This is a genomic window from Aliirhizobium sp. YIM B11859 (assembly GCF_057163345.1).
Genome location: NZ_JBXHAY010000010.1, coordinates 132,503 through 158,644, shown reverse-complemented (window position 1 = coordinate 158,644; position 26,142 = coordinate 132,503). Strand labels below are relative to the sequence as shown.

24 protein-coding genes are annotated in these 26,142 nt (G+C 60.9%); 5 read left to right on the top strand and 19 right to left on the bottom strand.

Going from position 1 to position 26,142, the window contains the following annotated elements; translation table 11 throughout:
- Positions 1 to 5 precede the first annotated feature (5 nt).
- From AC2GXZ_RS28125 to AC2GXZ_RS28115, 3 genes are all read left to right on the top strand, one after another.
- Complete coding sequence (locus AC2GXZ_RS28125; RefSeq protein ID WP_483762557.1) at positions 6 to 860, top strand: ABC transporter permease; 855 nt, start codon at positions 6 to 8, stop codon at positions 858 to 860.
- Between the two features lie 41 nt (positions 861 to 901).
- Positions 902 to 2,104, top strand: coding sequence for a M24 family metallopeptidase (locus AC2GXZ_RS28120; protein ID WP_483762556.1), 1,203 nt, complete (start codon positions 902 to 904; stop codon positions 2,102 to 2,104).
- 118 nt (positions 2,105 to 2,222) lie between these two features.
- Positions 2,223 to 3,326 carry a branched-chain amino acid aminotransferase gene (locus AC2GXZ_RS28115; protein ID WP_483762555.1) on the top strand — a complete coding sequence of 368 codons (1,104 nt, stop codon included), beginning with the start codon at positions 2,223 to 2,225 and terminating at the stop codon, positions 3,324 to 3,326.
- Positions 3,327 to 3,436: 110 nt separating this feature from the next.
- Here AC2GXZ_RS28115 and AC2GXZ_RS28110 read toward each other — a convergent pair whose 3' ends face one another.
- The 16 genes from AC2GXZ_RS28110 to AC2GXZ_RS28035 all read right to left on the bottom strand — a co-directional run bounded on the left by AC2GXZ_RS28110 (position 3,437) and on the right by AC2GXZ_RS28035 (position 20,579).
- Positions 3,437 to 5,041, bottom strand: a complete 1,605-nt coding sequence (locus AC2GXZ_RS28110) for a fucose isomerase (protein WP_483762554.1) — start codon at positions 5,039 to 5,041, stop codon at positions 3,437 to 3,439.
- Positions 5,042 to 5,064: 23 nt separating this feature from the next.
- Positions 5,065 to 6,693, bottom strand: coding sequence for an FGGY-family carbohydrate kinase (locus AC2GXZ_RS28105; protein ID WP_483762553.1), 1,629 nt, complete (start codon positions 6,691 to 6,693; stop codon positions 5,065 to 5,067).
- 212 nt (positions 6,694 to 6,905) lie between these two features.
- The gene (locus AC2GXZ_RS28100; RefSeq protein ID WP_483762552.1) at positions 6,906 to 7,967 is read right to left on the bottom strand and encodes an ABC transporter ATP-binding protein; all 1,062 of its coding nucleotides are present in this window, start codon (positions 7,965 to 7,967) and stop codon (positions 6,906 to 6,908) included.
- A 43-nt stretch (positions 7,968 to 8,010) separates the two neighbouring features.
- Positions 8,011 to 8,844, bottom strand: a complete 834-nt coding sequence (locus AC2GXZ_RS28095; RefSeq protein ID WP_483762551.1) for a carbohydrate ABC transporter permease — start codon at positions 8,842 to 8,844, stop codon at positions 8,011 to 8,013.
- Positions 8,844 to 9,782, bottom strand: a complete 939-nt coding sequence (locus tag AC2GXZ_RS28090) for a carbohydrate ABC transporter permease (RefSeq protein WP_483762550.1) — start codon at positions 9,780 to 9,782, stop codon at positions 8,844 to 8,846. The genes AC2GXZ_RS28095 and AC2GXZ_RS28090 overlap by 1 nt, the downstream gene beginning before the upstream one ends.
- Positions 9,782 to 11,113, bottom strand: coding sequence for an ABC transporter substrate-binding protein (locus tag AC2GXZ_RS28085; RefSeq protein WP_483762549.1), 1,332 nt, complete (start codon positions 11,111 to 11,113; stop codon positions 9,782 to 9,784). The genes AC2GXZ_RS28090 and AC2GXZ_RS28085 overlap by 1 nt, the downstream gene beginning before the upstream one ends.
- Positions 11,114 to 11,165: 52 nt before the next feature.
- A complete protein-coding gene (locus AC2GXZ_RS28080; protein WP_483762548.1) occupies positions 11,166 to 11,840 on the bottom strand; it encodes a GntR family transcriptional regulator in 675 nt (224 codons plus the stop codon).
- A gap of 32 nt (positions 11,841 to 11,872) precedes the next feature.
- Positions 11,873 to 12,754, bottom strand: coding sequence for a dihydrodipicolinate synthase family protein (locus AC2GXZ_RS28075; protein ID WP_483762547.1), 882 nt, complete (start codon positions 12,752 to 12,754; stop codon positions 11,873 to 11,875).
- Between the two features lie 234 nt (positions 12,755 to 12,988).
- Positions 12,989 to 13,402 carry a VOC family protein gene (locus AC2GXZ_RS28070; RefSeq protein ID WP_483762546.1) on the bottom strand — a complete coding sequence of 138 codons (414 nt, stop codon included), beginning with the start codon at positions 13,400 to 13,402 and terminating at the stop codon, positions 12,989 to 12,991.
- A gap of 104 nt (positions 13,403 to 13,506) precedes the next feature.
- Positions 13,507 to 14,310 (bottom strand): maleate cis-trans isomerase family protein, encoded by an 804-nt coding sequence (locus AC2GXZ_RS28065; protein ID WP_483762545.1) that lies wholly within the window; start codon positions 14,308 to 14,310, stop codon positions 13,507 to 13,509.
- Positions 14,310 to 15,098, bottom strand: coding sequence for an HpcH/HpaI aldolase family protein (locus tag AC2GXZ_RS28060; protein WP_483762544.1), 789 nt, complete (start codon positions 15,096 to 15,098; stop codon positions 14,310 to 14,312). Before AC2GXZ_RS28060 ends, AC2GXZ_RS28065 begins: the two co-directional genes overlap by 1 nt.
- Before the next feature lie 37 nt (positions 15,099 to 15,135).
- Positions 15,136 to 16,104, bottom strand: coding sequence for a hydroxyacid dehydrogenase (locus AC2GXZ_RS28055; RefSeq protein WP_483762543.1), 969 nt, complete (start codon positions 16,102 to 16,104; stop codon positions 15,136 to 15,138).
- A 25-nt stretch (positions 16,105 to 16,129) separates the two neighbouring features.
- Positions 16,130 to 16,789, bottom strand: a complete 660-nt coding sequence (locus tag AC2GXZ_RS28050) for a GntR family transcriptional regulator (protein ID WP_483762542.1) — start codon at positions 16,787 to 16,789, stop codon at positions 16,130 to 16,132.
- A 4-nt stretch (positions 16,790 to 16,793) separates the two neighbouring features.
- Positions 16,794 to 17,858 carry an ABC transporter ATP-binding protein gene (locus AC2GXZ_RS28045; RefSeq protein ID WP_483762541.1) on the bottom strand — a complete coding sequence of 355 codons (1,065 nt, stop codon included), beginning with the start codon at positions 17,856 to 17,858 and terminating at the stop codon, positions 16,794 to 16,796.
- Between the two features lies 1 nt (position 17,859).
- On the bottom strand, positions 17,860 to 19,545 hold the full coding sequence (locus tag AC2GXZ_RS28040; RefSeq protein WP_483762540.1) for an ABC transporter permease: 1,686 nt from the start codon (positions 19,543 to 19,545) through the stop codon (positions 17,860 to 17,862).
- Positions 19,546 to 19,556: 11 nt separating this feature from the next.
- Positions 19,557 to 20,579, bottom strand: a complete 1,023-nt coding sequence (locus tag AC2GXZ_RS28035; protein ID WP_483762539.1) for an ABC transporter substrate-binding protein — start codon at positions 20,577 to 20,579, stop codon at positions 19,557 to 19,559.
- A 129-nt stretch (positions 20,580 to 20,708) separates the two neighbouring features.
- Between AC2GXZ_RS28035 and AC2GXZ_RS28030 the strand changes: the two genes are divergently transcribed.
- Together AC2GXZ_RS28030 and AC2GXZ_RS28025 are read left to right on the top strand one after the other, a co-directional pair.
- A complete protein-coding gene (locus AC2GXZ_RS28030) occupies positions 20,709 to 22,025 on the top strand; it encodes a Zn-dependent hydrolase (RefSeq protein ID WP_483762538.1) in 1,317 nt (438 codons plus the stop codon).
- Between the two features lie 235 nt (positions 22,026 to 22,260).
- Positions 22,261 to 22,992, top strand: a complete 732-nt coding sequence (locus tag AC2GXZ_RS28025) for a GntR family transcriptional regulator (protein ID WP_483762537.1) — start codon at positions 22,261 to 22,263, stop codon at positions 22,990 to 22,992.
- A 17-nt stretch (positions 22,993 to 23,009) separates the two neighbouring features.
- Here AC2GXZ_RS28025 and AC2GXZ_RS28020 read toward each other — a convergent pair whose 3' ends face one another.
- The 3 genes from AC2GXZ_RS28020 to AC2GXZ_RS28010 are packed head-to-tail and all read right to left on the bottom strand — an operon-like array spanning position 23,010 to position 26,031.
- The gene (locus tag AC2GXZ_RS28020) at positions 23,010 to 24,518 is read right to left on the bottom strand and encodes a tripartite tricarboxylate transporter permease (RefSeq protein ID WP_483762536.1); all 1,509 of its coding nucleotides are present in this window, start codon (positions 24,516 to 24,518) and stop codon (positions 23,010 to 23,012) included.
- 9 nt (positions 24,519 to 24,527) lie between these two features.
- Positions 24,528 to 24,992 carry a tripartite tricarboxylate transporter TctB family protein gene (locus AC2GXZ_RS28015; RefSeq protein WP_483762535.1) on the bottom strand — a complete coding sequence of 155 codons (465 nt, stop codon included), beginning with the start codon at positions 24,990 to 24,992 and terminating at the stop codon, positions 24,528 to 24,530.
- A 55-nt stretch (positions 24,993 to 25,047) separates the two neighbouring features.
- Positions 25,048 to 26,031 carry a Bug family tripartite tricarboxylate transporter substrate binding protein gene (locus AC2GXZ_RS28010; RefSeq protein ID WP_483762534.1) on the bottom strand — a complete coding sequence of 328 codons (984 nt, stop codon included), beginning with the start codon at positions 26,029 to 26,031 and terminating at the stop codon, positions 25,048 to 25,050.
- Positions 26,032 to 26,142: the final 111 nt, after the last annotated feature.

Sequence of the window (26,142 nt, the reverse complement as noted above, 5' to 3'; positions counted from 1 at the left end):
ACAACATGATCAAGAAGGGAACGACGGCAGCTGGCCTTTTGACCCCCGCCACGCTGATGGTCGTGGTGTTTCTGGTTCTGCCGATGCTGCTTTTGCTGCGCTACAGCTTCAATCGCTACGTGCCGGGCGAATTCATGGTGCCGGGCATGACGGTCGAGAATTACGTCTCGCTGCTAACCGACAGCTATTATCTTGCCGGCCTCAAGACGACGATCCTGATGGCCTTCGGGGTGACGATCGCCTGTATCGTGCTCGGCCTGCCACTTGCCGGTTTCATCGCCCGCCAGAAGGGCTACATCAAGACGCTGCTTCTGATGATGATCATCCTGCCGCTGTTCGTCAGCAATGCCGTGCGCGCCGCCGGATGGATGGTCGCCTTCGGCCAGAACGGCGTCGTCAATTATTTCCTTACCAGCACCGGCCTGATCAATGCGCCGCTGACGCTGATGTATACGCCGACCGCCGTCTTTATCGGCATCATTTCCGTCAACCTGCCTTACGTCGTGCTGACGCTGCAAAGCGTGCTGGAAGGCCTGGACCAGAATACCAAGGATGCGTCGCTCAGTCTCGGCGCCGGTCCGTTCGAGACTTTCCGGCTGGTCACCGTGCCGCTTGCCATGCCCGGCATTCTGGCCGCCTTCGTGCTCTCCTTCATCCTCACCATGAACGCCTATGCGACACCCGTCCTGCTCGGCGGCCCGTCCTTCCACATGATGGCGCCGATGGTGGTCGATGAAGTTCTCGGCAAGGCCAACTGGCCGTTCGGTGCAACGCTGTCCTTCATCCTGATGGCTGTGACACTGGTGCTCACCGTCGCCAGCAGCATGTTCATTGCCAAGCGCTACAATTATTCGGAATAAAACCGGTCACATCCTCACGTGCCACGCACAGGAACAGAAGCATGAGTGCCCCCGCATACAAGTCGTTCGAACAGTCGCTGTCCGAATTCGAAAACATCGCCGCCACTATCCAGCCGATCTCCATCGACGAACTGAACGCGCGCATCGCCAAGCTGCAGGGCCTGATGAAGGCTTCGGGCGTCAAGGCCGTCTATCTCGACACCTCGACAAGCCTCACCTATTTCACCGCCATGACGCTCGGCGCCAGCGAGCGCCTGCATGGCGCCATCATCCCCTCTTCCGGTGCGCCGATCTATATCAGCCCTGCCTTCGAGGAACCGAAGACGCTCACGCTGATCGTCGTCGAGGGCGAGATTGCCGTATGGGAAGAGCATGAGGATCCGGCGCTTCTGGTCGCCAACCTCGTTTGCGATCTTGTCGCCGACGGCGACACGCTGGCCTTCGACCCCGCAACGCCCTTCGTCTTTTCGAGCCCGATCACCGCGCATATCGGTGCCCGCCTCAAGGTCATCGGCGCCAAGGAGCTGATCGCCCAGTGCCGGCAGATCAAGTCTAAAACCGAAATCGCCATCATCCAGGCAGCGATGACCGCAAGCCTCGGTGTCCACAAGGCCGTCTGGGAAGGTCTTTATGAAGGCGTCTCGACCACCGAAGTCACCGGCTTCATCGCGGCAGCCCATGCGAAGCTCGGCATGCATCATATCTTCGCCGCGGCACAATTCGGCGAGGCGACCGCCTATCCGCACGGCGTGCCTTACCCGCAAACCTTGAAAAAGGGCGACATGGTGCTGATCGATCTCGGCGCCCATATCCACCGCTACAACTCGGATATCACGCGCACCTATGTGTTTGGCGAACCGACCGATCGTCAGCGGCAGGTCTGGACGCTGGAACAGCAGGCCCATCGCGCCGCCTTCGATGCAGCCCAGCTCGGCACGCCTTGCGAAGAGGTGGATTTCGCCGCCCGCAAGGTGCTGACCGACGCCGGTTTCGGCCCGGACTACCAGGTTCCCGGCCTGCCGCACCGCACCGGCCATGGGCTCGGCATGGACATGCATGAGGACCCGTTCATCGTGCGCGGCAACAAGACGCCGCTTGAGCCGGGCATGGTGTTTTCCGACGAGCCGATGCTTGCCATCTACGGCGAATGCGGCGTGCGGCTGGAAGACATCATCTACATGTCGGAAGAAGGTCCGGTGTTCTTCACCGAACCCGCACAGTCGATCGAAAAGCCTTTCGGCTGAGTTCGGGTAGGCTGCCCGTCCGGGAAACGTACCGCTTGCGCCCTTCACCGTCTTGAAAGATATGGTGCAAAGGCGCAAGTTGCCGCCCGGACACACCACCTGGAACAAAGACCTTCTCATGCCCTCCGATACAGCTACTCTTAAATTCGACATCAAGCCGAATGCCAATCCCATGCCGGAAGCCGACAGGCTCACGGCTTTCGAAAGCCTCGGCTTCGGTACGCTTTTCTCCGATCACATGGCCGTCGTGCGCTGGAGCGCCGACAAGGGCTGGCACTCCGCCGAGATCACCGCACGCGCGCCTTTCCCGATCGATCCGGCATCCAGCGTGCTGCATTACGCCCAGGAAATCTTCGAGGGCATGAAGGCCTATCGCGCCGCAGACGGCCGCGCCGTGCTGTTCCGCCCGGACCAGAATGCCAGCCGCTTCAATGAATCGGCCCGTCGCATGGCGATGCCGGAACTGCCGGAAGCCGATTTCCTCGCCGCCGTCGAAAAGCTCGTGCAGGCCGATGCGAAATGGATCCCACAGGGCGAAGGCAGCCTTTACCTACGCCCCTTCATGTTTGCCTGCGAAAACTTCCTCGGCGTTCGCCCGTCGAAGGAATATATCTTCTGCGTCATCGCCTCGCCGGTCGGCCCCTATTTCAAGGGCGGCGCCAAGCCGGTGAAGATCTGGCTTTCCGAAAACTACACGCGGGCGGCCCCAGGCGGCACCGGTGCTGCCAAATGCGGCGGCAACTATGCGGCGAGCCTCATTGCCCAGAAGGAAGCAAGCGCGCAAGGCTGCGACCAGGTCGTCTTCCTCGATGCCGCCGAGCATCGCTGGGTCGAAGAACTGGGCGGCATGAACGTGTTTTTCGTCATGGATGACGGCACGATCGTCACCCCGCCGCTGAGCGGCACGATCCTGCCCGGCATCACCCGCAAGTCGCTGATCGATCTTGCCCGCGAGCAGGGCATGACGGTGAAGGAAGAACTCTATTCCTTCGAACAGTGGCAGAAGGACGCCAAGAGCGGCAAGCTCAAGGAAGCCTTTGCCTGCGGCACGGCAGCCGTCGTTGCGGCCATCGGCACGGTCAAGTTCCCGTCCGGCGAGTTCGACATCGCCGATGGCGGCACAGGCGTGACGACGACCAAGCTGCGTCAGGCGCTGGTGGATATCCAGCGCGGCCAGACCAATGACAGCCATGGCTGGCTGCACGCAATCGCCGGCGTTTAAGCTGGCGATCGGCTCGTTTCTAAGACGTTCATGAGATGTGTGTGGCAACGAGATGATCGTTGCCACAACTGTTTCAACCGGTCACTCGCTCGACCGGGCACCATCCGGTCCTAGCCGAGATCGATGCCGCAGAAATTCACCTCAAGCCCGAGTTCCGCCGCAAGTGCCGCCTTGGCGAGTGCTGCGCGGTCGGCTTCCGCCGCCGAATTGGCGTAAACGACCTGGATGTGATTGGCCTTGTGGCGCGCCATCATCTGATCGCGGGAAACGCCGGTCAGCACCGCATGCATCATCGGCCATTGTTCGTTGGTCGATTTCCACCGGCGCTCGGTCTCTTCCTTCGGCAATGATACGGCCTGACCGCGGCCGATATCCATCTTCAGCCGGTTGTCCTCGACGAAAATGCGCGACCAAACGATCTCGCCCGGCCGGGCGATACCGCGCAGCGTGCCGCCGCCTGCGGGGAAGAACATCGGCGGCTGGCGCAGGCTGTCGGATCCGGCCCAGCCACCCTCATGATGTGCCGGCGGGGCTGCACCGGAGATCTCGAACACCCAGACGAAACCATCGACCGATCCGGTCGGATCGACGCCGCCCCAGCGCAGGTCATGCAGGGTGTTTTCGACCGGCTGGCCGAGTGCGCGGTGCAGGCGGTTGGTCATCAGCCCGTCGAGGCCGGCGCATTCGTCCACCTCGTTGAAATGCACGATCGCCTTGCCCTGCCGGATGACCTTGCCGTCGCGGCCTTTGACATCCGGGCGGCCATCGTCGTTGAGGATACCTTCCACCAGATCCGATGCCGGCAGAAGGTCCTTGAGGCCCTGCTGGTACTGGATGCCGATCGCCTCGCAGCCGAAATCCTCGGCGATGCGCACGGCCGCGATATACATGCGGCACTGGTCGATGACCTGATCCTCGGTCAGTTCCTGCTTCGGATCGGTTCCGAGATGGAACTTCATGCCCTTGGCGAGCAGGTCCTGATAGACGGCGCGGCCTTCCTCCACCGGCACCTGATTGGTGGCGTAATAAAGCGCCGACTGCGACAGGCGCTCCTTGAAGATGCCGAGCGGCATCAGCAGCTCATCCGGCACGATTGCATTATACATGCCCATGCAGCCCTCGTCGAAAATGCCGAGGATGACCTTGTTGGTGCGGAAATCGGTGGCAATCTCCTTTGCCAGGTCCTGCAAATCCTGCGGCACATTGCCGGCCTTGAACGGCGTCACATGGCTGGTGTCGTGATCGATCGTGCCTACCGACAGCCACTGCGCAAGACCGCTATGGAAAAAGTCGTCGTCGAAGGTCTCGCTCCACAGCGAGGAATAGGTAACGCCCGCCTTGGTCAGCGAGCCGTTGAGATTCAACAGGCCGACAAGACCGGGCCACTGGCCGGACCAATTGGCGACGGTGAGGATCGGTCCCTTGTGGCTGGTCAGACCGGCCAGAACGTGATGCGAATATTGCCACACGGATTCGGCGACGATGACCGGCACGTTCGGATCGATCTTCGCAAACGCATCCATGCCCTCGCGCTGCGAGGACAGGAAACCGTGACTTTCTTCCGGCTTGTAAGCGTGAGCACGCTTCACCGTATAACCAAGGCTGGCGAGCACTTCGCCGAGCTTCTTTTCCATCGCGTCCTGCGTCGCCCAGCATTGCTGGTTGGCGGACAGGCGAAGGTCGCCGCTGGCGAAAAGTGCGATTTCTTTTGTCATGATCCTCTTCCCTCACATCAACTTCAAGCGCCGGCCATCAGCTCGGCATAGGCAACAAAGTCCTCCTGCATGCGCCGGAAGACGCGGTATTTGCGGTCGTGATAGGCGGCGATCTCTCCTGCACGCGGAGCGATCCGGCTGCCCGGGCCGCTCATGGCACGCATCGCGGCAGGCAGGTCGGCATAATGGCCGCTCGCGACCGCACCCAGCATGGCGCTACCCACCAGAACCGGCTCGCGCTGGTCCGGCACGACGATGGCGCAGCCGGTCGCGTCGGCATGTTCGCGCAGGAACAGCCTGTTCTGCGCCAGTCCGCCGCTCACCACCAGCGTATCGACGGTGACGCCGTTGGCGCGCATTTCCGCGATGATGTGGCGGGTGCCGTAGGCCAGCGCCTGCAAGGTGGCGAGGTAGTCGAGCGCCAGATCGTCCAGGCCGCGATCGAGCGACAGGCCGGTCATGCCGCCCTTGCGCAGCGGATCGGCGAGCGGCGAGCGGTTGCCGTGGAAATCAGGCTGCACATGGCGCGATTTCGTCAATGTCGCCGTTTCGCCGTCATGCGCCATCGCTTCGAGACGACGGTCGAACAGGGTGAAGACGGAGATGCCTTCTGCCTTGGCAGTCTCGCGGGCCTGAAAAATGGCGGCGTGGCCTTCGATGACCCGGTCGATCAACGCACCGGCGGCCGACTGGCCTGCCTCGTTGGCCCAGAGACCAGGCAGCAGAACGGAAAAATAAGGACCCCAGACGCCGGGCACGAAGGCCGGTTTTTCGCTAACGGTGATGTGGCAGGAAGACGTGCCGGCGATCAGCGCCAGCCGCGCATCGAGCGCCCCGTCACCGAGATCAACGCCCATCGTGCCGAGCGCGCCGGAATAGGCATCGATCAGGCTGGCGGCAACCGCTATGCCGGGGGCAAGCCCCAGTTCCGCCGCCGCCGTCTCCGACAACGATCCGACATTGTCGCCGGGGGCTGCAAACCGGTTGCCGATGGCGCGGAAATTGTCGGCGGCAAGCTCGGATATGCCGGCCGTTTCGAAATAGGCCTTGTCCCAACCTTCGCCGGCCAAGCCGTTCTGGCCGAGATAGGTCCATTTGCAGACCGTGCTGCAGAGCGAACGGATATCATTGCCGGTTGCCTTGTGAACCAGCCAGTCGGGCAGGTCGAAAAACACGCTCGCGCGGGCAAAACTTTGCGGCATCTCTCGCTTCAGCCAGCGCAGTTTCGGCGTTTCCATCTCGGGCGAGATGACGCCGCCGACATAATCGAGAACCGGGCTTTTCAACGCATTGATCTCGTCGGCATCGCCAATGGCGCGATGATCCATCCAGACGATGATGTTCCAATCGTCATCACCGCCCGGGCTGACGGTTACCGGCCCACCCTTGTCATCGACCACGACCAGCGAGCAGGTGGCATCAAAACCGATGCCGGCGATATCGGAAGGCGAGAGCCTGGCATCCGCCATCGATTTTTTCACGCAGGCGCAGATCGCCTCCCAGATATCGCGGGAGGATTGGTTGACGAAATCCTGCCTTGGTCTCTCGGTGGCGATCACCTGAGAATTGGCAGCCAGAAGCTTGCCGCGCTCGTCGAAAATGCCGGCGCGAGCGCTGCCGCTGCCAACGTCGATACCAATGAATGAGGTCATGTCAGTGCGATCCACTATGAGATTGAGGCGAGTTCAATATAGGGCACATTGGGCTGAAAAAGTCCCCTTCTGGCCTGCCGGCCATCTCCCCCACAAGGGGGGAGAAAACCTGCGACAACGCCCACATCCCAATTCACCTGAGAGGGCTCGGCTAGGTTAAGCCCTCTCCCTTGTGGCGGGCCGAAGGACGGTTGGGCCTTACCCCGGACGGCTCAGAGCCGCTGACCGCTGGCCTTGTCGAACAGATGTGCCTTGGCGGGGTCGATGGACAATCCGATGTCATCGCCGAAATGGATGCTCAAACGCTCGCGGAACAGGCAGGAAATCTGCTCGTCATGGCTGACCACGCGGGCGAAGATTTCCGAGCCGGTGCCTTCGACGATATCGACGCGGCCCTTGACGCTGCCGGCGGCATCGGCGCGGATATGTTCCGGGCGAATGCCATAGACCAGCGACTTTCCACCAAGCTTTGCCGGATCGGTGGTGGTCGGCAGCGGCAGGACGAGACCCTTGTCGCTGCGGAACACGCCTTCCTCGATCCTGCCTTCGATGAAATTCATCGACGGCGAGCCGATGAAGCCGGCAACGAACAGGTTGGCAGGACGGTCATAAAGATCGAGCGGCGCGCCGACCTGCTCGATATTGCCTTCCTGCAACACGACGATCTTGTCGGCCATGGTCATGGCCTCGATCTGGTCGTGGGTGACATAGATGATCGTCGTACCGATGCGCTGGTGCAGCGCCTTGATCTCGGCGCGCATCTGCACGCGCAGCTTGGCGTCGAGGTTGGAAAGCGGTTCGTCGAACAGAAACACCTGCGGATCGCGCACCAAGGCGCGGCCCATGGCGACACGCTGGCGCTGGCCACCCGAAAGCTGGCGCGGATAACGGTCGAGCAACTTGTCCAGTCCGAGAATGCCGGCGGCATTTTCGACCTTCTTGCGCGTCTCGTTGACATCGGCCTTCTTGAGCTTCAACGCGAAGGCCATGTTTTCCGCCACCGTCATATGCGGATAAAGCGCGTAGTTCTGGAATACCATGGCGATATCGCGGTCGCGTGGCGGAAGATGTGAAACCTCGCGCGGTCCGATGCGGATCGCCCCGCCGGTAACCTCTTCCAGCCCGGCCACCATGCGCAGCAGCGTGGACTTGCCGCAACCGGACGGGCCGACCAGCACGACGAACTCGCCATCGGCGATATCGACGCTGAGATCGCGGATGATTTCCACTGCGCCGTAACGCTTCTGGATATTCTGGATGTTGACTGTAGCCATTTGAAAATCCTCCCGATTTTCGGGTCGTTGTGTCTGTTGCTCTTTAGCCGCCCTTGACGGCGCCGGCGGTTAGGCCTGCGACGATCTGTTTCTGGGCAAACATGGTCAGCACCAGAACCGGCAGGGTGACGATCAGTGCGGCGGCAGCCAGCGGCCCCCAGCTGACCTGTTCGAAAGAGAGCATGTTGTAGACGGCCACCGGCAGGGTTCGTGTTTCGCGGCTGGCGAGCACGATGCCGAAGACAAAATTGTTCCACGAGAAGATCACCGCCAGGATGAAGGCGACGACGATGCCGGGCTTGGCGATCGGCAGGGCGACGAGACGGAAGACCTGCCAGGAGGTCGCGCCGTCGATGCTGGCGGCTTCCTCAAGCTCCTTCGGGGTCGTCTCGAAATAACCGATCATGATCCAAACGACGATCGGCACGGTGACGACCAGATGGATGATGATCTGTGGCCACAGCGTGCCCAGCATGTTCAGCCATTGGAACAGCAGGAACAGCGGGATCAGGAAGGACAGGCCGGGCGTCATGCGGGCGATCATGATCACCATCGCCGCCTTTTCGGCCTTCAGCCTTGCAATGCCGTAACCCGCCGGAACACCGATCACCAGCGCGAGCAGGGTCGCGGCACCGGTGACGAGGATCGAATTCCAGAAATAGAGGAGGAAATTGTTCTCCTCGAAGACCTTGGCATAGTTCGACCAGGCGATCCGATCGGGAATGAGGATCGGCGGATAGGCGCCGTTGTCGATCTCGTATTTGAGCGACAGCGATATCATCCAGACGAAGAACAGGATGACCGGCGAGATCATCACGAAGGCTACGAAAAACAGGCCGAGACGGTTCCAGGTTCGATGATTGAGTTTGGCGGGCATCAGCGATCCTCCATATCCGACCAGTTGGTACGCGCCCGAACCATCATCAGAACGAAGGACAGCGCGATGATGACGAAGAAGAAGACAACCGCCATGGCCGAGCCGTAACCGATGTCGTAATAGGAAAAGGCGGTGTTGTAGAGATAGATGTTGATCGTCTCCGACGCCGTGCCCGGTCCGCCTTGGGTCATCGCGTAGATGATGTCGAAGCTTTTGACCGCATCGATGGAGCGGATGATGACGCCGATCATCAGGAAGGGCGCGATCATCGGCAGTGTCAGGTAACGGAACTTCTGCCACGCATTGGCACCGTCGATCTCGGCACTTTCATAAGGTTCGCGCGGAACGGCTGCGAGGCCACCAAGCACGATCAGCATGATCAGAGGCGTCCATTGCCAGGTCTCGACCAGAACCAGCGCCGGAATGACGGACGACTGGTTATAGATCCATTCCTGCGCGCCGATACCGACCAGCGACAGGAGATAGTTGAGCACGCCGAGCTGCGGATGGTACATCATCGTCCAGACCAGCGCGATCGCCACAGGTGTGGCCATCATCGGCATGACGAAGACACCGCGCAGGAAACCGCGCAACGGAAACTCGCCGTCGAAGATCAAAGCGGCCAGCGTTCCAAGGATCAGCGGAGCGATCACCGACAGCGCCGTATAGACCAGCGTGTGCCACATGGATTCCCAGAAACGCATGTCGCCGGCAAGCCGGATATAATTGTCGAGACCGGCAAAGGTCTGTTCCTGGCCGAGTGTCCAGGAATTGACGCTCATCCACAGGGTAAAGACCCAGGGGAAAACGATCACCGCGCCGATCACCACCAGGGACGGCACGACGAAGGGCCAGTAGTTGGGAGCAAGCCTTGGCGGCTTGCTCCCCTTTGCGGCCACATCCCGGGCCGCAGTGGGTTCTATGGTCACGGAAGCCATTATCCCTCGCTTCGGGCAAGCACCGGCTCGAACTGAGCGGTTGCCGTTTCCAGTTCCTTCTTGGGATCGGCGCCGCCGATCATGTTGGTGAGGCCGACCCCGTAAATGTCGCGGAATTCCGTGACCGGGATGATGACCGGCAGTGCGAGCTGCGAGATCTTGCCGGAGGCAACCACCGCATCGACCCAGGCCGCCGGCATCTTGACGCCTTCGCGCACCTTGGCGTCCTCGAGGATCGACTGACGGAAGGGCACGCCGGCACCGGCCTGCAGCAGGCGGGCACCCATCTCGTGGGAGATCGCCCATTGGCAAAACAGATAGGCGGCTTCCTTGTTCTTGCTGGCCTCGGTGACACCGATACCGTCGCCGGTCGTGGCAGCCGCCTGGGCCTTGGGGCCTGCCGGCATGACGCCGTAACCGACCTTGCCGACGACGCGCGACTTTTCCGGGTTCTCGATCGGCGGTGCGAAACCGACGCCATCAAACCACATGCCGATCTTGCCCTGCAGGAAGGCGGACTGGGCTTCGGCCCAGTTGAAGCCGGATACGCCGACGGGCGCCGACTTGGTCATCAGCCGCTGGTAAAGCGCTGCGGCCTCGACCGCACCTTCGGACGTCGTGTTCAGCTTGCCGCTGGCATCGAGCGGGGTTGCGCCATAGCCGAGCATGAACGAGGTCCAGACCGGCGTATTGGCATTCTTCAGGCCGCGGGCGACGAAACCGTAGGTCCCGGCCGACTTGTCGGTCAGCGCTTCGGCAGCCGTTACCATTTCCTCGAAGGTCGTCGGATATTTGAGGCCCTTCTTTTCGAAGAGTTCCTTGTTCCAGTAGACGATCCAGTAATCGACTGAGAAAGGCAGCGTGCGCAGCTTGCCGTCGCTATCCTTGGCGAATTTCAGACCGGCTTCGGCAAAATCGCTTTCGACCAGCGACGGATCGGTGAGCGCCGGATCCTTGAAGTAGCCGGAAAGATCGGCAAGCCAGCCGCCCTTTTCGAACTGCCGCTTCTGCACGTGGTAGCTTAAGTGCACGACGTCGAAGCTCGGGCGACCGGAGGCAAGCTCGATGGTCGTCTTCTGGCGCTGCTGCTGTTCCGGCGTTGCCTCGGCATTGACCTTGATGCCGGTCAGCGCCTCGAACTCACTGATGTATTTCAGGATTGTTTCGCCGCGCGGGCTCTTGACCAGGTTCACTTCCAGCGTGGTGCCGGCAAAGCGTTTCCAGTCGACGGCGGCAGATGCCGGGCGCGAGCCGATCAGGCCTGCGGCACCGATGGCTGCCGATCCTGCCAGAAAGCTCCGGCGTGTCGGGGTAAAGAATGAAGATGTCATGAATTCCTCCTCTTGGTTTCACCGGGATCTCCTCATCCCGGTTTTGACTGCATTAGATTCTCAAGGCACGATCCCTCGCGTGGCCGATATGCTTGACGAGCGCCTCGACGGCACCGTCGGCAGAGCGACACTGGATTGCTTTCAACACGGCCATATGCTCACCCATGACGGGGGCGACACGGCCGTTGATGCGGAAACGCTCCTGGTTGATCAGGCGCATCTTGATCGAATTGACCCGATAGACATTCCAGATGATGCTGTTGTCGAGAGCGGCGACAAAGGCATCGTGCATGCCCCAGTCCACGGCTTGAGCCCAGGCATCGATTTCGGGTGTTTCGTTGCCTGACGAAATTGCCTCCTCGACCTCGCGGTGCTGACGGACGATCTTTTCGACCGTCTCGTCAGATGCCGACTGGACGAACAGGGCGACCGCTTCCTTTTCGAGAAACAGGCGCAGCTGGAAAGCTTCGCGGATCAGGTTCAGGTCGATATGGGCGATCTGCAGACCGCGCTGCGGCACGGTCTTGATCAGGCCCTCGGCCTCCAGCCGCGGAATAAGCTCGCGGATGGCGCCAAGTGTGAGGCCCGTCAGCTCGACCAGATGACGTTGCGAAACGAACTGCCCCGGACGCACATCGCGCGCCAGGAGATGCCGGGTGAAGCTTTCATAAGCCTTCTCCCTGAGCGTCGGCTCTTCCGTCAACTGGTCGTTGCGCTGGTCGATCATCGTCCTGTTCCTGGCCTCAAGCCCTTTCGGCCTCAGGCCGCCTTTGTCCGGAACAGGCCGTCAAAGACCAGACCAAGCTGCTTCTGTCCGTCCTTCGATATAGAAAGCAGCGGAGCGCGAACTGCAAGCCAGTTTTCGTCATCCAGCATACGCGCCACCATCGCTTTTACCGCCGGCGTGACCGGGAACTTCAAAAGTTCGGCAACAAAATCGACGACGCGATCGTCGTCGCGGCCTTCATTGGCCATGGCGCCGACTTCCAGCGGTGCGAAATTGGCCATGCCGGAAATCGCGCCCTGACCACCCATGCGCGTGCCGGCGGCAAGATGACGCTCGTCGCCGATCAGGATGATGAGGTCGGAATGGGCTTTCAGAAGTTCCTGCGTGTAAGGCCAGTCGCCGGAGGAATCCTTGACGCCGGTGACGACGCCCGGGAAAGCCTGGGCAAGCCGGCCGACAAGCGACACGCTGAGCGGCACCATGGTGACCGAGGGGATATTGTAGACGATGATATCGCGTGCCTGATCGCCGAGCGCCTTAAAAACCTGCGAGAACCAGCCGAACAGACCGTCGTCGCTGACATTCTTGAAATAGGATGGCGGTGCCAGAAGGATGTTGCGCACACCTCTGGACAGAGCCTGGGACGACTGAAGTGCGGCGTCTTCCGCCGCATCCACCAGAACGCCGACGACAATCTGGTCAGGCGCAATCCCCGCGTCGATAAAGGCCGAGAGTACGGTTTCGCGTTCCTGGGTGCCGATCGACGAACCTTCGCCGGTCGTGCCGAAAAGCGTGCAGCTGGCGCAGCCGGCAGCCAAGCTGCGCTTGGCCTGTGCAATCATCATGTCGATAACGATATCACCGGCATCGTTGAACGGCGTCGTCAGGGCGACGGAAAGTCCGAAGCGTTTCATATGGTCTCCTCCACTGAATGATTAACGCTATCGCACTAACATGTTAGGTGTCAACAAGGAGTCGCCAAAGATTCTTCAACCACGATCACGGCCGGTAAACTTATTGTTTTTCAATCGTTTGAATGTTTGTCAATCTGCTAACGGCGGGGCGACCCAGCTTAAACGACAACAGCCATGCGTCACCTGGATGACACATGGCTGCTGAAGGCGCCGGGGTTTGCGCGGGGTGTCCGGCTAGTGGGCGAAAACGCCGTCGAAATCCTTGAAACCCTTGACCTCGATCGGGTTGCCGCTCGGATCGAAGAAGAACATGGTGCGCTGCTCGCCCGGCTCACCTTCAAAACGGACGACCGGCGGAATATCGAAAGCAATGCCGGCCTTCTGCAGGCGGTCGGCGAGCGTGAACCAGTCGTCGAGCGGCAGGACAACGCCGAGATGCGGCATCATCACCATATGATCGCCGACCTTGCCGGTGCGGGTGACTTCGAACGGCTTGCCGAGATGAAGCGAGATCTGGTGACCGAAGAAATCGAAATCGACCCAGGTATCGGTCGAGCGGCCTTCCTCGCAGCCCAGCACATCGCCGTAGAAGCGGCGCGAGGCATCGAGATCGGTGACGTGATAGGCGAGATGGAAAAGTGAACGCATGGGGGTGTCATCATCTGTCTTGCGATCAGCCGGTCGGCATTCGACCACTGTCGGCAGGTGGGGTTAAAGGCGCTCCGCCGGATGACGAAGCGCCGCGTCAAAGGTCAGTGGTCGCGCAGCAGGCTGCCGAAACCGTCGATCCGGTCCTTGATGCCCATGCGGCGCAGCGAGGCCCAGAAGGTAACGAGGTTGGACGAGATCACCGGCTTGCCGATCTCCTCTTCCAGTGCCTCGATCATCTCGATCGTCGCCAGATTGGTGCAGCTGAGGAAAATTACCTCGCTGTCCGGATGGTCGATATAGCGGGCAAGCCTGAACAGCGATTCCGGCGGCACGCGGCCGATCCCGCGACGCTCCTCCTGGGTTTCGCCAAGCCCGAGACCGTACCAGGACGCGACCTTGATGCCCTCGCGCTCGATCACCTCGACCTCGGTCTCGTTGACGAACTGGACATAGGGCGTGCCGAGTGAAATCGTGCTTGCACCGTAAGCCTTCAATGCATCGAACAGCGCGCTCATGGTCGAGACGGCCGGAATGTTGGACCGCTCGACGATAGCGCCTTCCAGTTCCTCGCGCGGCACGACGCAGGAACCGGACGTGCAGCCCCAGGCGATGATGTCCGGTTCGGCGGTCGCAAGTTCGGCGGCTGCACGACCGGTTTCGTCACCCATGGCGCGGTAGGATTCCACCGACGCCTGGCCAAGCAGCATGATGCGGGCGGAGTGGACCGAGACGCCGAGCGGCGCCATGCGGTTGAACTCGGGCTCGATCACCGTGTTGGTCGAAGGCACGATCAGGCCGATCTTGCCGCGATAACCGTAAGGGCTGTACATCTGCACGGCCTTCATCGTCTTGCCGGCAACCTGCTGCGGGCTGACGCCGAGACCGTTGGTTTCCTTGACTTGCATCAGGAACGTCCTCCGAGCTCACGCAGCTGCGGAACGGCGGCGCGGGCGGTGTTGAACACCATGGCGGCGTCGTTCTGATAAGGGATCCACTTGGCGCCCTTTTCCAGCCAGGTCTTGGCCATTTCCGGCGACTGGGCGCTGAGGCCGAAGGGTACGTTGTGCTTGCGGCAGATCGCGAAGATCTTTTCATAGGCCGCGTAGAGATCCGGATGCTGCAGTTCGCCCGGGATGCCGAGATCCTGCGACAGGTCGTCGGGGCCGATCATGACGGCATTGACGCCTTCGACAGCCAGGATTTCGTCGAGATTGTCGATCGACTTCTGCGATTCCACCATCACGACCAGAAGCGTCTCGGCATTCACATGAGCGATCACATCGGCCGGCTTGCCGACGTGATAATCCGTATGCGGGCCGCGCAGGTTCATCGGGCGCTGGCCGAGCGGGTAATATTTCGTCGCATGGACGATAGCCCGCATCTGTTCGGCAGTCTCGATCGAGGGAAGCAGCAGGCCTTGCGCACCGGCATCGAGCGGGCGGGTCAGGTCATGCGGTTTCATCGTGCCCGGCGGACGCACGATCGGGCAAATGCCGGCTTCGCGGGCGAGCATGGCGAGCGTACCAACGGTCTCGAAGGAGAAATCCGTATGCTCCATTTCGATGATGACGAAATCGAAGCCGGCGGCGGCGAAGATCTTGATGACACGCGGATGCGGGCAGAGCGTAACCCAGGTGCCGAAGGCAGGCTTGTCATCGGCCCAGAGAGCCTTGACCGGATTGCTTTTGATCATGATGCTGTTCCTTGATTGTAATTCCTGCAGCCGAATTTTACCGGCGGCGATCCCAGATTTCGGCGTTGACCAGCCATTCGGGGCGACGCCCCTCAAGCACGTCGATCACCTGACGCGCGGTTTCGGTGGCGGTGCGCGCCATCGCTTCACCGGTCGCACCGCCGGTATGCGGCGAAAGCACGATGCCGTCGCATGCCGTATAGGGATGATCGACCGGCAGAGGCTCGGGATCGAAGACGTCCATGGCCGCGCCGAGAAGATGACCGCTCTCGACTGCCGCGATCAGGGCTGCCGGATCGACCAGCGCACCGCGGGCAGTATTGACCAGAATGGCGCCCTTCTTCATCAGCGCCAGCTTTTCCGCATTGAACTGCGCGCGCGTGGCACTCGTCAGTCGCTGATGCAGCGACACGATGTCGGCGCGCTGAAGCAGGGCATCGAGCGTCGCGACAGGCTCCATGCCGGCCGCCACGATCTCCGCATCCGGAACACTCGGGCTATGGACGAGGATATGCATGCCGAAGGCGGCCATGGCGATCTCCGCCGTGCGGCGGCCGATCTTGCCGAAACCGACAATGCCCAGCGTGCGGCCGGAAAGCTCGTGGAAATCGGGCGCGTAACGATAATCGAAGCGGCCTTCGCGCACCGCCCGGTCACCTTCGCGGATACGTTTGGTGACGGCAAACATCTGCGCGATCGCCTGTTCGGCAACGGACTGGACATTGGCATAGGGGGTGTTGACGATCGGCAGGCCGATCTCGTTGGCATAGGTCACGTCCACCGGGTCATAACCCGTGCCGTGATTGCCCAGAACCTTGAGCTTTGGTGCCGCCATCATCGCGGCGCGGTTGAGGCCGGCATTGCGGGTGATGACGGCGTCGGCCTCGGCAATTTCCTGGGCGACGATATCCATGGCAGCGGAGGTCGCCCGCCTGACGGTCAGCCCGGCATCTTCGAGAAGTTTAATGCCGGCCTGGTGAATGGGTTGGATTACGAGGCAGAGCATTGGCCTGCCTCCACGGATTTGACCCTCAGGTATGCTTCAGCCATTGAATGACACTTTCACGGATGTTGTTTATGTGGGTGCGCACCGCCAAGGCCGCCTCTTCGGGGCTCTCGGCGATCAGCGCGTCAAGGATCGACAGATGTTCCTCGCAAACGGCAAGGAAGCGCGACGGGATGCGTTTCATCGAGAACATCCGGTTGCGGCGACGCATGTCGAAAATCACCGAGCGCACGACTTCCCCGCCACCGCGGGCGGCAATCAGGTCGTGAAGCTTTCCGTCGATCTGGTCATGCTCTGCAAGATCGGGGGTTTCCGCGTCGCGCACGGCAATCACCCGTTCGCGCAACTCTCTCAGCATGTCGATATCGAGACGGCCGGCGGCCCGGCTTGCCGCATCGCTTTCCAGAAGTGCGCGGACATGCAGCACGTCGAGTAGCTCTTCCACCGTGATCGGCCGCACGAACAGCGATCCATCATCACGGCGGCCGACAAAACGCTGGCCCTCAAGCTGGCGCAAGGCCTCGCGCAGCACGGTTCTCGATACGCCAAGGCTCATCGCAACCGGGCGTTCAAGCAAGGTCTGGTTCGGCGGCAGATCCCCGGACAGGATCTTTTCGAGCAATTCCTGGTGAACGGAATCGACAAGACCGCGACCGGCAAGATTTGCGCTAGCTGTTTCATTCATGGGATCAGTCCGCCTCCAGGATCATCAGATCCTCTCCGGCTACACCAATTCCGATCTGGCTGCCTATCTCTAAATCAGGAGCGCCCTTGAGCATGCCGATGATCGTGTTGCCATGCACGTCCACCTCGACCTGCGTCGAACCGCCGAGATAGACCATTCGCAACAGGGTGCCGCGCATCTGACCGCCATTTGCAGATGCCGACAGCTCGACATTTTCCGGACGGAAGCCGACGAGAGTGCCCGTTTCACCCTTGAGGCGATCCGTCCGGTCGAAGGAAATGCCCTCAACGGTGACGATCGTGTCCGTAGTGCTTTTGGCAGCGTCGATTTCGAGGATATTCGTACGGCCGAAAAATTCCGCGACGAAACGGGTCCGGGGCTTGGTGTAAAGCTCCTTCGGCGTACCGGTCTGGACGAGGCTGCCGCGGTTCATGATCAGCACGATGTCGGAAATCACCATGGCTTCCGACTGGTCATGGGTAACGTAGATCGCCGTGATGCCCTGAGCTTTCAGCAGTTCGCGGATCTCGAACCGCATCCGGTCGCGCAGCAGAACGTCGAGGTTGCTGAGCGGTTCGTCGAAGAGAATGCAGGCGGGTTCGAGCGCCAGCGCCCTTGCCAGCGAGACACGCTGCTGCTGGCCGCCGGACATCGAGGATGGAAAGCGGGCTTCCGTACCGGGCAGACCGACCAGCTGCAGGACCTCGGCAGTCTTGGCGGCAATCTTTGCCTTGTCCATGCCCTTCAGCTTCAGGCCGAGCCCGATATTGGCACCGACCGTCAGATGCGGCCAGAGCGCATAGGACTGGAAGACCATGCCGATGCCACGGCGCTCGGGAGCCAGGAAAGCCCCCTTGTCCGTATCCATCAGGGTGCGGCCATCAAGCGTTATCGTGCCGCGGTCAGCCGTCTCGAGCCCCGCGATGGTACGCAGAAGCGTGGTCTTGCCGCAGCCGGACGGGCCGAGAAGCGTGATCACCTGGCCGCGCGGCATCGAGAAGGATACATCACCCAATGCCGTGAAGTCATTGTAGTGCTTTTCGATGTTGTTGATTTCGAGGAAGGTCATCTTAGCCTGCTACCTTGGAAATGCTGATTTTGAAGATGCGGCAGATCACGAAGATAATGACCGTCATCATCAGGACCTGAACCATCGCCATGGCCGACAGGGCGTTGTAGTCACCTTCGGCCCAGCGGTTGTACATGAGGACCGAAAGCACCTCGCCGCCGGGTGCATAGAGAAGGATGGAGATTGCAAGTTCACGGACGAAAATGATGAACAGCAGAATCCATCCGGCCGCGATGCCGGGCTTCAGGAGCGGAATGGTGATGTGACGCAGCGTGTTCAGCCAGCTGGCACCGACCATCGAGCCGGCCTCTTCGAGCGAAGGATCGATCTGCCGGTGGACGCTCGAAATCGAGCGGACGGCAAACGGCAGGTAACCGGTCAGATAACCGACGAAAAGCAGCCAGGTCGTGCCGTAGACCGGCAGCGGCACGTAGATCCAGGTTCCGAGGATCGCCAGGCCGAGCACCAGAGCCGGCACGGCAACCGGCAGAACCAGTGCCAGATCGACGGCGGTGCGGTACCAGCTGCGTGTCCTCAGCTGGATCCAGCTGACGATGATGCCGACAAACACGGCAACGGTCGCGGTTCCCATCGACACGACGAGCGTGTTGATGATCGAGCGCTGCGCCACCTGGTTGGTGGTGAAGATGTCGATGTAATTATGCAGCGTCATGGCGCTGAAGGAGATCGACCCCGAATAGTAGGGCACCAGCGAGACATAAAGCAGGACCAGAACCGGCAAGGCCGACGAGCAGAACAGGAAGATGACCGAAAAGAACCAGGCGGGCCATCTGGCCGCTCCGAGCTTCAGGATCTTCGGCCTGCTGCTCTTGCCGGCGACCGTCGTGTAGCTGCGCCCCTTGAGGATGCGGTTCTGCAGCCAGACGCCGGCACAGGCGATGACCAGAAGCAGCATCGACAGGGTCGAGGCCACGTTGAAACGCGACGGCGTGATGTGGGTCAGATCGTAGATATAGGTGGTCAGCACGTTGATCCGGGTCGGGGCGCCGAGAACCGCCGGTACGCCGAACTGGCCGGCAGCGGCCACGAAGGTCAAAAGCATGCCCGACAGGATGGCTGGTGCAACAAGCGGAATGCTGATCCGCGTCACCACCTGGAATGGCGTCAGCCCACTCATGTACCCCGCCTCCTCGAGGCTGGCATCGAGATTGTAGAGGGCGCTCTGGACGAACATATAGACGTAAGGGGCGTAATAGAGACCCATCACCCAGATGATGCCGCCGATGCTGTAGACGTTGAACGGCCCGAGACCGATCAGCGCAAGCGCCTGGTTGATCAGGCCGATCTTGGGTGACAGCAGCAATCCCCAGGCAAGTGCGCCGATGAAGGGCGACAGGAAAAACGGCGCGATCACGCCACCATGGACGAGCCAGCGCATCGGCATGTCCGTGCGGGCAACGAGCCAGGCAATGGTGATGCCGATGGCAGTTGCAAGCAGCGTGGATCCGAGCCCGATCACGACCGTATTCCACAGCGCCGTCATATAGCGGGCGCTGGCAAAGACGGTGAGGTAGTTGTTGAATGTGAGGTCCGTCGTGAAGGCCGTGTGCCGGTCCGCACTGAAGGAACCGAGGAACAGCGTTGCCAGCGGAGCCAGCACGAGCAGGGCGAGGATGACGGCCGTCACCGGAAAGATGACGGCCTGAACGTTCAGTCTGGAAAGCACGTATTAAAACCCTAGAGGTCGAAGATCTCGGCGAATTCGGTCTGCAGTTCCTCACGCTTGGAAGCGAAATCCTGCGGATCGATGTCGATCGTCTTGAAGCTCGAAAACTCCGGACGGTTGGGCAGCTTGGCAGCGTCATCACGGACGGAATAGACGCCGTTGATCTGCTGCAGCAGGTCCTGCCCCTCTTTCGAGAGGAACCAGTCGAAGACCTTCTTGGCGCCTTCCGGATTACGGGCACGCTTGAGGATCGACAGCGGCGTCATGGTCACAGGTACGACTTCGGGAGAGAACACGGCCTTGAGAGGTGCACCCTTGTCGCGAATGTTGGTGTAGACGATGTAATCGAGCTGCTCGGTCAGCGGCAGTTCACCGGAATTCAGCTTGTCGATCAGAGCGCCGTGACCGGTAAACACCTGCGGCTTGTTGGAGGCATACTGCTTCCACCAGTCGAGGCCCTTGGCCTTTCGCAGCGTGTAATACCAGTTATACGCATCGCCATCGACGCGCGGATTGGCCATGCCCTGTTTTCCGGCCCATTTCGAGCTGGCGAAGTCATCCCAGTTCTTCGGCGCATCAGCTTCAGAAACCTGCTTGGTATTGTAGGCGAACATGGTGATCATGCTTCTGGAATTGATCCAGAGATGATCGGGATCCTTATACCTGTCCGGGTAGTGGCTGTAGGTCTCGCTTTCATACGGCATCAGTTCGCCGGCGTTTTTCAGTTCGACGAACGAGCTGAGGTCGGACACCTGGAAAAGGTCTGCGGCAACCCGGTCCGCACGGATTTCCGCCTGCAGGCGCTCGTAGGTCTGGAAGGTCGCAGCAGTGTAGACGTTGAGCTTGATCTCCGACTGCGCTGCATTGAAGGCGCTTGCCAGCTTCGTCATGTAGGCGCTTGGCACCGACGAATAGATCATCACTTCCGACGATTGCGCATAGGCGCGACCGACGATCGCCGGCGCCGCCAAGAGGCCGCCAATGCCGGCCAGAACGGTGCGTCGCGAGACGGAAATTGAACTTGGATTTTTCACACTGCGTTCCCTTGTTTGTTTATTAGACCAGGTGTAGACCAAAGGTAGACCCAAGATATTTGAAATGCCAACAAAATTTTGCGGCGCAATAAAAAAACTTGGAAACGCGGCCGTTCGAGGAATGACAGAATGCAGGTAAATGCATCAAATACAGATACTTATGACAATTCCCAGATCGATGTCTCTCGACCGAACAATCGAATCGAACCTGACTTTTTGCTGGCCCAGACATTGTTTGACGGTCTGGCTGAAGACGGTGCTGCGGAAATCGGATTTACCCGCACATCCTATGGCGACGGTGAGCAGCGCGCCCATGACCGTGTCCGGGCGCTGGCCGAAACGCTCGGCCTGCCCGTGCATGTCGATGCAGCACTCAATCTTTACGTGACCTATCCCGGCCGCGACCGCGCATTGCCGGTGGCGATGACCGGATCGCATCTCGACACGGTCCCCTGTGGCGGCAATTTCGACGGCGCCGCCGGCGTCGTCTCCGGCCTCGCCGTCTTTTCCGCCTGGAAGGCAGCCGGGTACGTGCCCGACCGCGACTGTGTCGTCATCGCGATCAGGGCCGAGGAAAGCGCTTGGTTCCCCATTTCCTATCCGGGCAGCAAGGCCGCCTTCGGCATTCTGCCGCCCGAGGCGCTCGACCTCACCCGCGCCGACAGCGGCCTGAGCCTGCGCTCGCATATCGAGGCACAGGGCGGCGACGCCGAGGTGTTGGCGGCCGGAAAACCATCCCTTGAGCCGAAGAAGATCGACCGCTTTGTCGAAGTTCACATCGAACAGGGTCCTCACCTGATCAATCAGGAGATCCCGGTCGGCATCGTCACCGGCATTCGCGGCAGCACGCGTTATCGTCACGCGGCGGCGGTTGGCGCCTATGCGCATTCCGGCGCCGTGCCGCGTTATGCGCGTGCCGACGCGGTGCTTGCAGCGTCGCGGCTGCTGATCGCCCTCGACGAGGACTGGACCCGTTTCGAGAACGAAGGCCGCGACCTGGTGATCACCGCCGGCTGTTTTGCCACGGAAGCGGGTCGTGCCGATTTCTCGAAAATTTCCGGGCGGGTGGATTTCAGTATCGACGTCCGTTCCTGCGAAACCGAGATGCTGCCGCTGATGGACGAGATCGTCAGATCGAGAGCCGCAGCGATCACGTCAAGTTCCGGCGTCGCCTTCGAGCTTGGAGAGCGGACCGGCAGCCAGCCGGCAACCATGGATGCCGGCCTGCGCAAGCGGCTCGTCGAAATCGCCGCGTTCCTCGATATTCCAGCAATCGAGATGGCAAGCGGTGCTGGCCATGACGCCGCCGTGTTCGCCAACCAGGGCGTTGCGACGGCGATGATCTTCATCAGGAACGCCAATGGCAGCCACAATCCCGACGAGGCGATGGAATTCGAGGATTTCAAACAGGCCGCCCGCGTCCTCGAAGGGATCATGCGGGACTGAAGCCCGTCTCCCGAACTGGTCGCCGGTTTCGGGATAAAGACATGCAAAGGACAGGGAACCGAATTGCGATGTCACAATCCGAACGATAGTGACGCGCTTCAAGCAAAGCCGCGCCTATGCCGGGATGAATGCCACTCCTTGCGCCGACAGCCATTGATTGTAGAAATGTGGCATTGGCCCGTTGCCTAATTCTTTCGAATCTCTAAACTTGCCTAGTCAAGTTAAGGTGTATCCGATGAATCAGGTCAAGGAACCTGCCTATCTACAGGTCAGACGTTTTCTGCTGTCCGAGATCGCGGCAGGCAGGTACGGCCCCGGTGACCTGCTCCCTTCCGAGACCGAACTGGCGAAACGTTTTTCCGTCACCCGCAACACGGTCGTACACGGCCTGTCGGCGCTGGTTTCCGATGGCCGGATAAACCGGATCGCCGGAAAAGGCACGTTCGTCGCCCGCAAGGAAATCCGGGTGACCCAGCACACCAGCATCGTCAAATCTTTTGACGAAGAGGTCATCGAACGCGGCGCGAAGATCGAATTCCGGCTTCTGGGCTTCACCCAGATACCCTGCCCGGAAGAGGTCGCGGAACAGCTGCAGATCGGCGCCGGTGAGGACGTCTTTCGCCTCGAACGGGTTCGCGTCGTCGACGGCACCCCGACGGTGCATGAGATCCGCCATATTCCGATAGAGCTCGGGCAGATGCTGACCATCGATGCGCTGTCACGCCTGCCCATGTTCACCATACTGGCTCAATCCGGACGGCCGGTAGCACACATCAAGGGTGTCATCCGCGCCGACGCGGCCGTCCCGGCCACCGCTTCCAAACTCGCCATCAGGCCGGACACTCCGGTTCTCGTGCGCGACTTCGTGCTCAGCGATGCGAAGATGTCGCCGCTGGTCAGCGGAACGGCGATCTTCACCCGCGAAGTGCAGATCACCTACGCGGTGGACGAACCGATCGACGTCTGAGGCGCTGACTATACGCCTCAGTCGTCCGACTGGGTGAAGATTTCCGAGCGCCGTCTGCGGAATGCCGGCATTGCCATCATCGCCAGCGCCGCTAGCGACAGAAGAATGAAGATCACGCTGATCGGCGACTGCAGGAAGACCGTCGGATCGCCACGCGAGAACATCATCGCCCGACGGAAATGCTCCTCCAGCATCGGCCCCAGCACGAAGCCGAGGATCAGCGGCGCAAGCTCGCACTTGAAGCGCACGAGGATATAACCAAGCAGGCCGAACAGGCCGAGCAGGAAAACACCGAAACCGCTCGACACGACGGAATAGGCACCGATGCAAGAGAAGGCGACGATCGCCGGAAACAATGCGTCATAGCGGATCCTCAGCAACCTCACCCAGATGCCGATCAGCGGCAGATTGAGGATGACCAGCATCAGATTGCCGACCCACATGGAAACGATCAGCCCCCAGAACAGACCGGGCTGGGAATTGATCACCTGCGGGCCGGGCACGATGCCCTGCATGATGAAGGCACCGATCATCAGCGCCATCACCGGATGGGCAGGCAGGCCGAGCGTCAGAAGCGGGATGAAACTCGTCTGGGCCGCGGCATTATTGGCCGATTCCGGTCCCGCGACACCTTCGATCGCACCATCGCCAAACTCTTCCGGCTTTTTGGCGATCGCCTTTTCCAGGGAGTAGGAGGCAAAGGACGACAGGACATGGCCGCCGCCCGGCAGGATGCCGAGGAAGGAGCCGAGTGCCGTGCCGCGCAGCACGGGAGCGGCAATCTGGCGAAATTCCGCGCGCGTCAGCCATAACCGGCTCAACGCGTGGACCATGGCGTCACGGCGTTCCTTGTCCTCGAGGTTCTTCAAGATTTCCGAGATGCCATAAAGGCCGACGGACACGGCGACGAAATCGATGCCGTTATAGAGCTGGAAGAAATCGAAGGTGAAGCGGGGGGTTCCGGTCGCGACATCCTGGCCGACAAGGCTGAAAAGGATGCCGAGAAAGATCATCGCCAGCGCCTTGATGACCGAGCCATGGGCCAGCAGGACCGAGGTGACGAGGCCGAGCAGGATGAGCGAGAAATATTCAACCGAGCGGAACTGCAGCGCAAACTGGGAGAGTGCCGGCGCTGCCACCGCGATGATCAGCGTCGAGACCGTGCCGGCGAAGAACGAACCGAGAGCCGCGGTCGCCAGTGCTGCCCCGGCCCTCCCCTTCTGCGCCATCCGGTATCCGTCGATGGCGGTGACCGCAGACGAGCTTTCTCCCGGCAGGTTCAGGAGGATGGCAGTGGTGGAGCCGCCATATTGTGCGCCGTAATAGATCCCGGCGAGCATGATGATGCCGGTCGCAGGGCCGAGCGAAAACGTCGCCGGGAGCAGCAGCGCCACGGTCGCAGTCGGCCCGACGCCCGGCAGCACGCCGACCACGGTGCCCAGGAACACGCCGATGAAACAATAGAGCAGATTGACCGGCGCGAACGCCGTTTCCATGCCTGCCAGAAGCGAGTGAAACAGATCCATTCCGGTCCCTCAGATAGTGCTCAGCCACGGACCGAACAGCGGCAATTGCAGCCCGAGCCCAAGCTGGAAGATGAGTGCGCACAACACCGTCAGCACGATGCTTTGGACGAGGCTCTGGACCCAGCTGTTGTTTCCCGCCCGCGAGGCGACAAACACGGTGACGGCGAGCGAAGGCACGAGGCCGAGCCCGGAGGCCGTTGCGCCGAAGAACATGACGCTGCCCATGATCGCAAGGCCCGGCAGCCACGGCACCCGCGACACCGGTTCGCCATCCCCGCTTCGCCCTGCGACAGCGCCCTTGACGGTGATGACGAGCGCAAACGCGCCGAGGATCAAGGCAGCCATCAGCGGGAAAAATCCCGGCCCCATGCGCCTTGGTGTTCCGATTTCATAACCCGTCGCTGCCCAGCCAAAAGCGATCGCGATCGCCAGCAGGAACAGGCCGCAAAGCACGTCCGACCGTAATCTGGTCATTTTGAAGATCTCCGGAGCCGGAGCAGCGATCTGCTCCGGCAGGTTCGCCAACGATTTACTGGGCCTTGATGCCGGAGGACTTGATGACGTCGTGCCACTTCGTCACCTGCGCATCGATCGTCCTGGCAAATTCGGCAGACGAGCTGCCGACCGGCACGAAACCGAGCTTGGCAAGCCTGGCATTCATCTCCGGTGCAGAAACGATCTGTTGAACGGCGGCAGACAATTTGTCGACGATCGGCTGGGGCGTGCCCGCAGGCGCCAGAAGCCCCTGGAGGTGATCGACCTCGTAACCCTTGACGCCTTGTTCGTCGATCGTCGGTACGTCGGGAGCAGAGCTCGAACGTTCCTTGGTCGTGACGCCGAGCGCGATCAGGGCCCCGGACTGGACATGCTGGATCACCGAGGGGACCGACGCGAAGCCGACCGGCGCCTCGCCGCTGAGCACGGCGGTGACGCCCGGGCCGGCGCCATTATAAGGCGCGTGTTCGATGTCGATCCCGGCCTGCGATTTGAGCAGCTCGCCAGCCAGGTGCTGTGCGGTCCCGATGCCGGGGGACGCATAAAAGAGGCCGGGTTCGGCTTTTGCCTTTTCCAGGAATTCGGCGAATGTCTTTACACCGAGGCTCGGATTGGCGACCAGGAAGCTCGGTGCGCTGGCGATATAGGAGATCGGCGCAAAATCGGCTTTCGGGTCGTAGGGAACCTTGGCATAAAGGCTCGGATTGACGACGAAACTCGAGCTGACCAGCACCAGCGTATAACCGTCCTTGTCGCCACGGGCGACCTGGCCCATGCCGATATTGCCACCGGCACCCGGTACATTGTCGACCAGGAAGCGGTGGCCCAGCTTGTCGCTCAGCTGTTCGGCCAGAATACGTGCAAGCTGATCGGTCGAGCCGCCGGCTGCAAACGGCACGACAATGTGAACTTCCTTGCTCGGATATTCCTGGGACTGCGCCGGCAAGGCGACAAGCCATGCAGCGGCGCTGGCAAGGATTGCAGTCGCCGCGCGGCGACCGATCGAAGACAAATTCATTCTGGACCCCTTTTGTGACTGGGCGACACCTCTATATCGGGCATCTTTCACCAGTAAAGTTCAGTAACATTCGCTTGGCAAGTAGCCTGACTAGTCATTTAGACATTTATG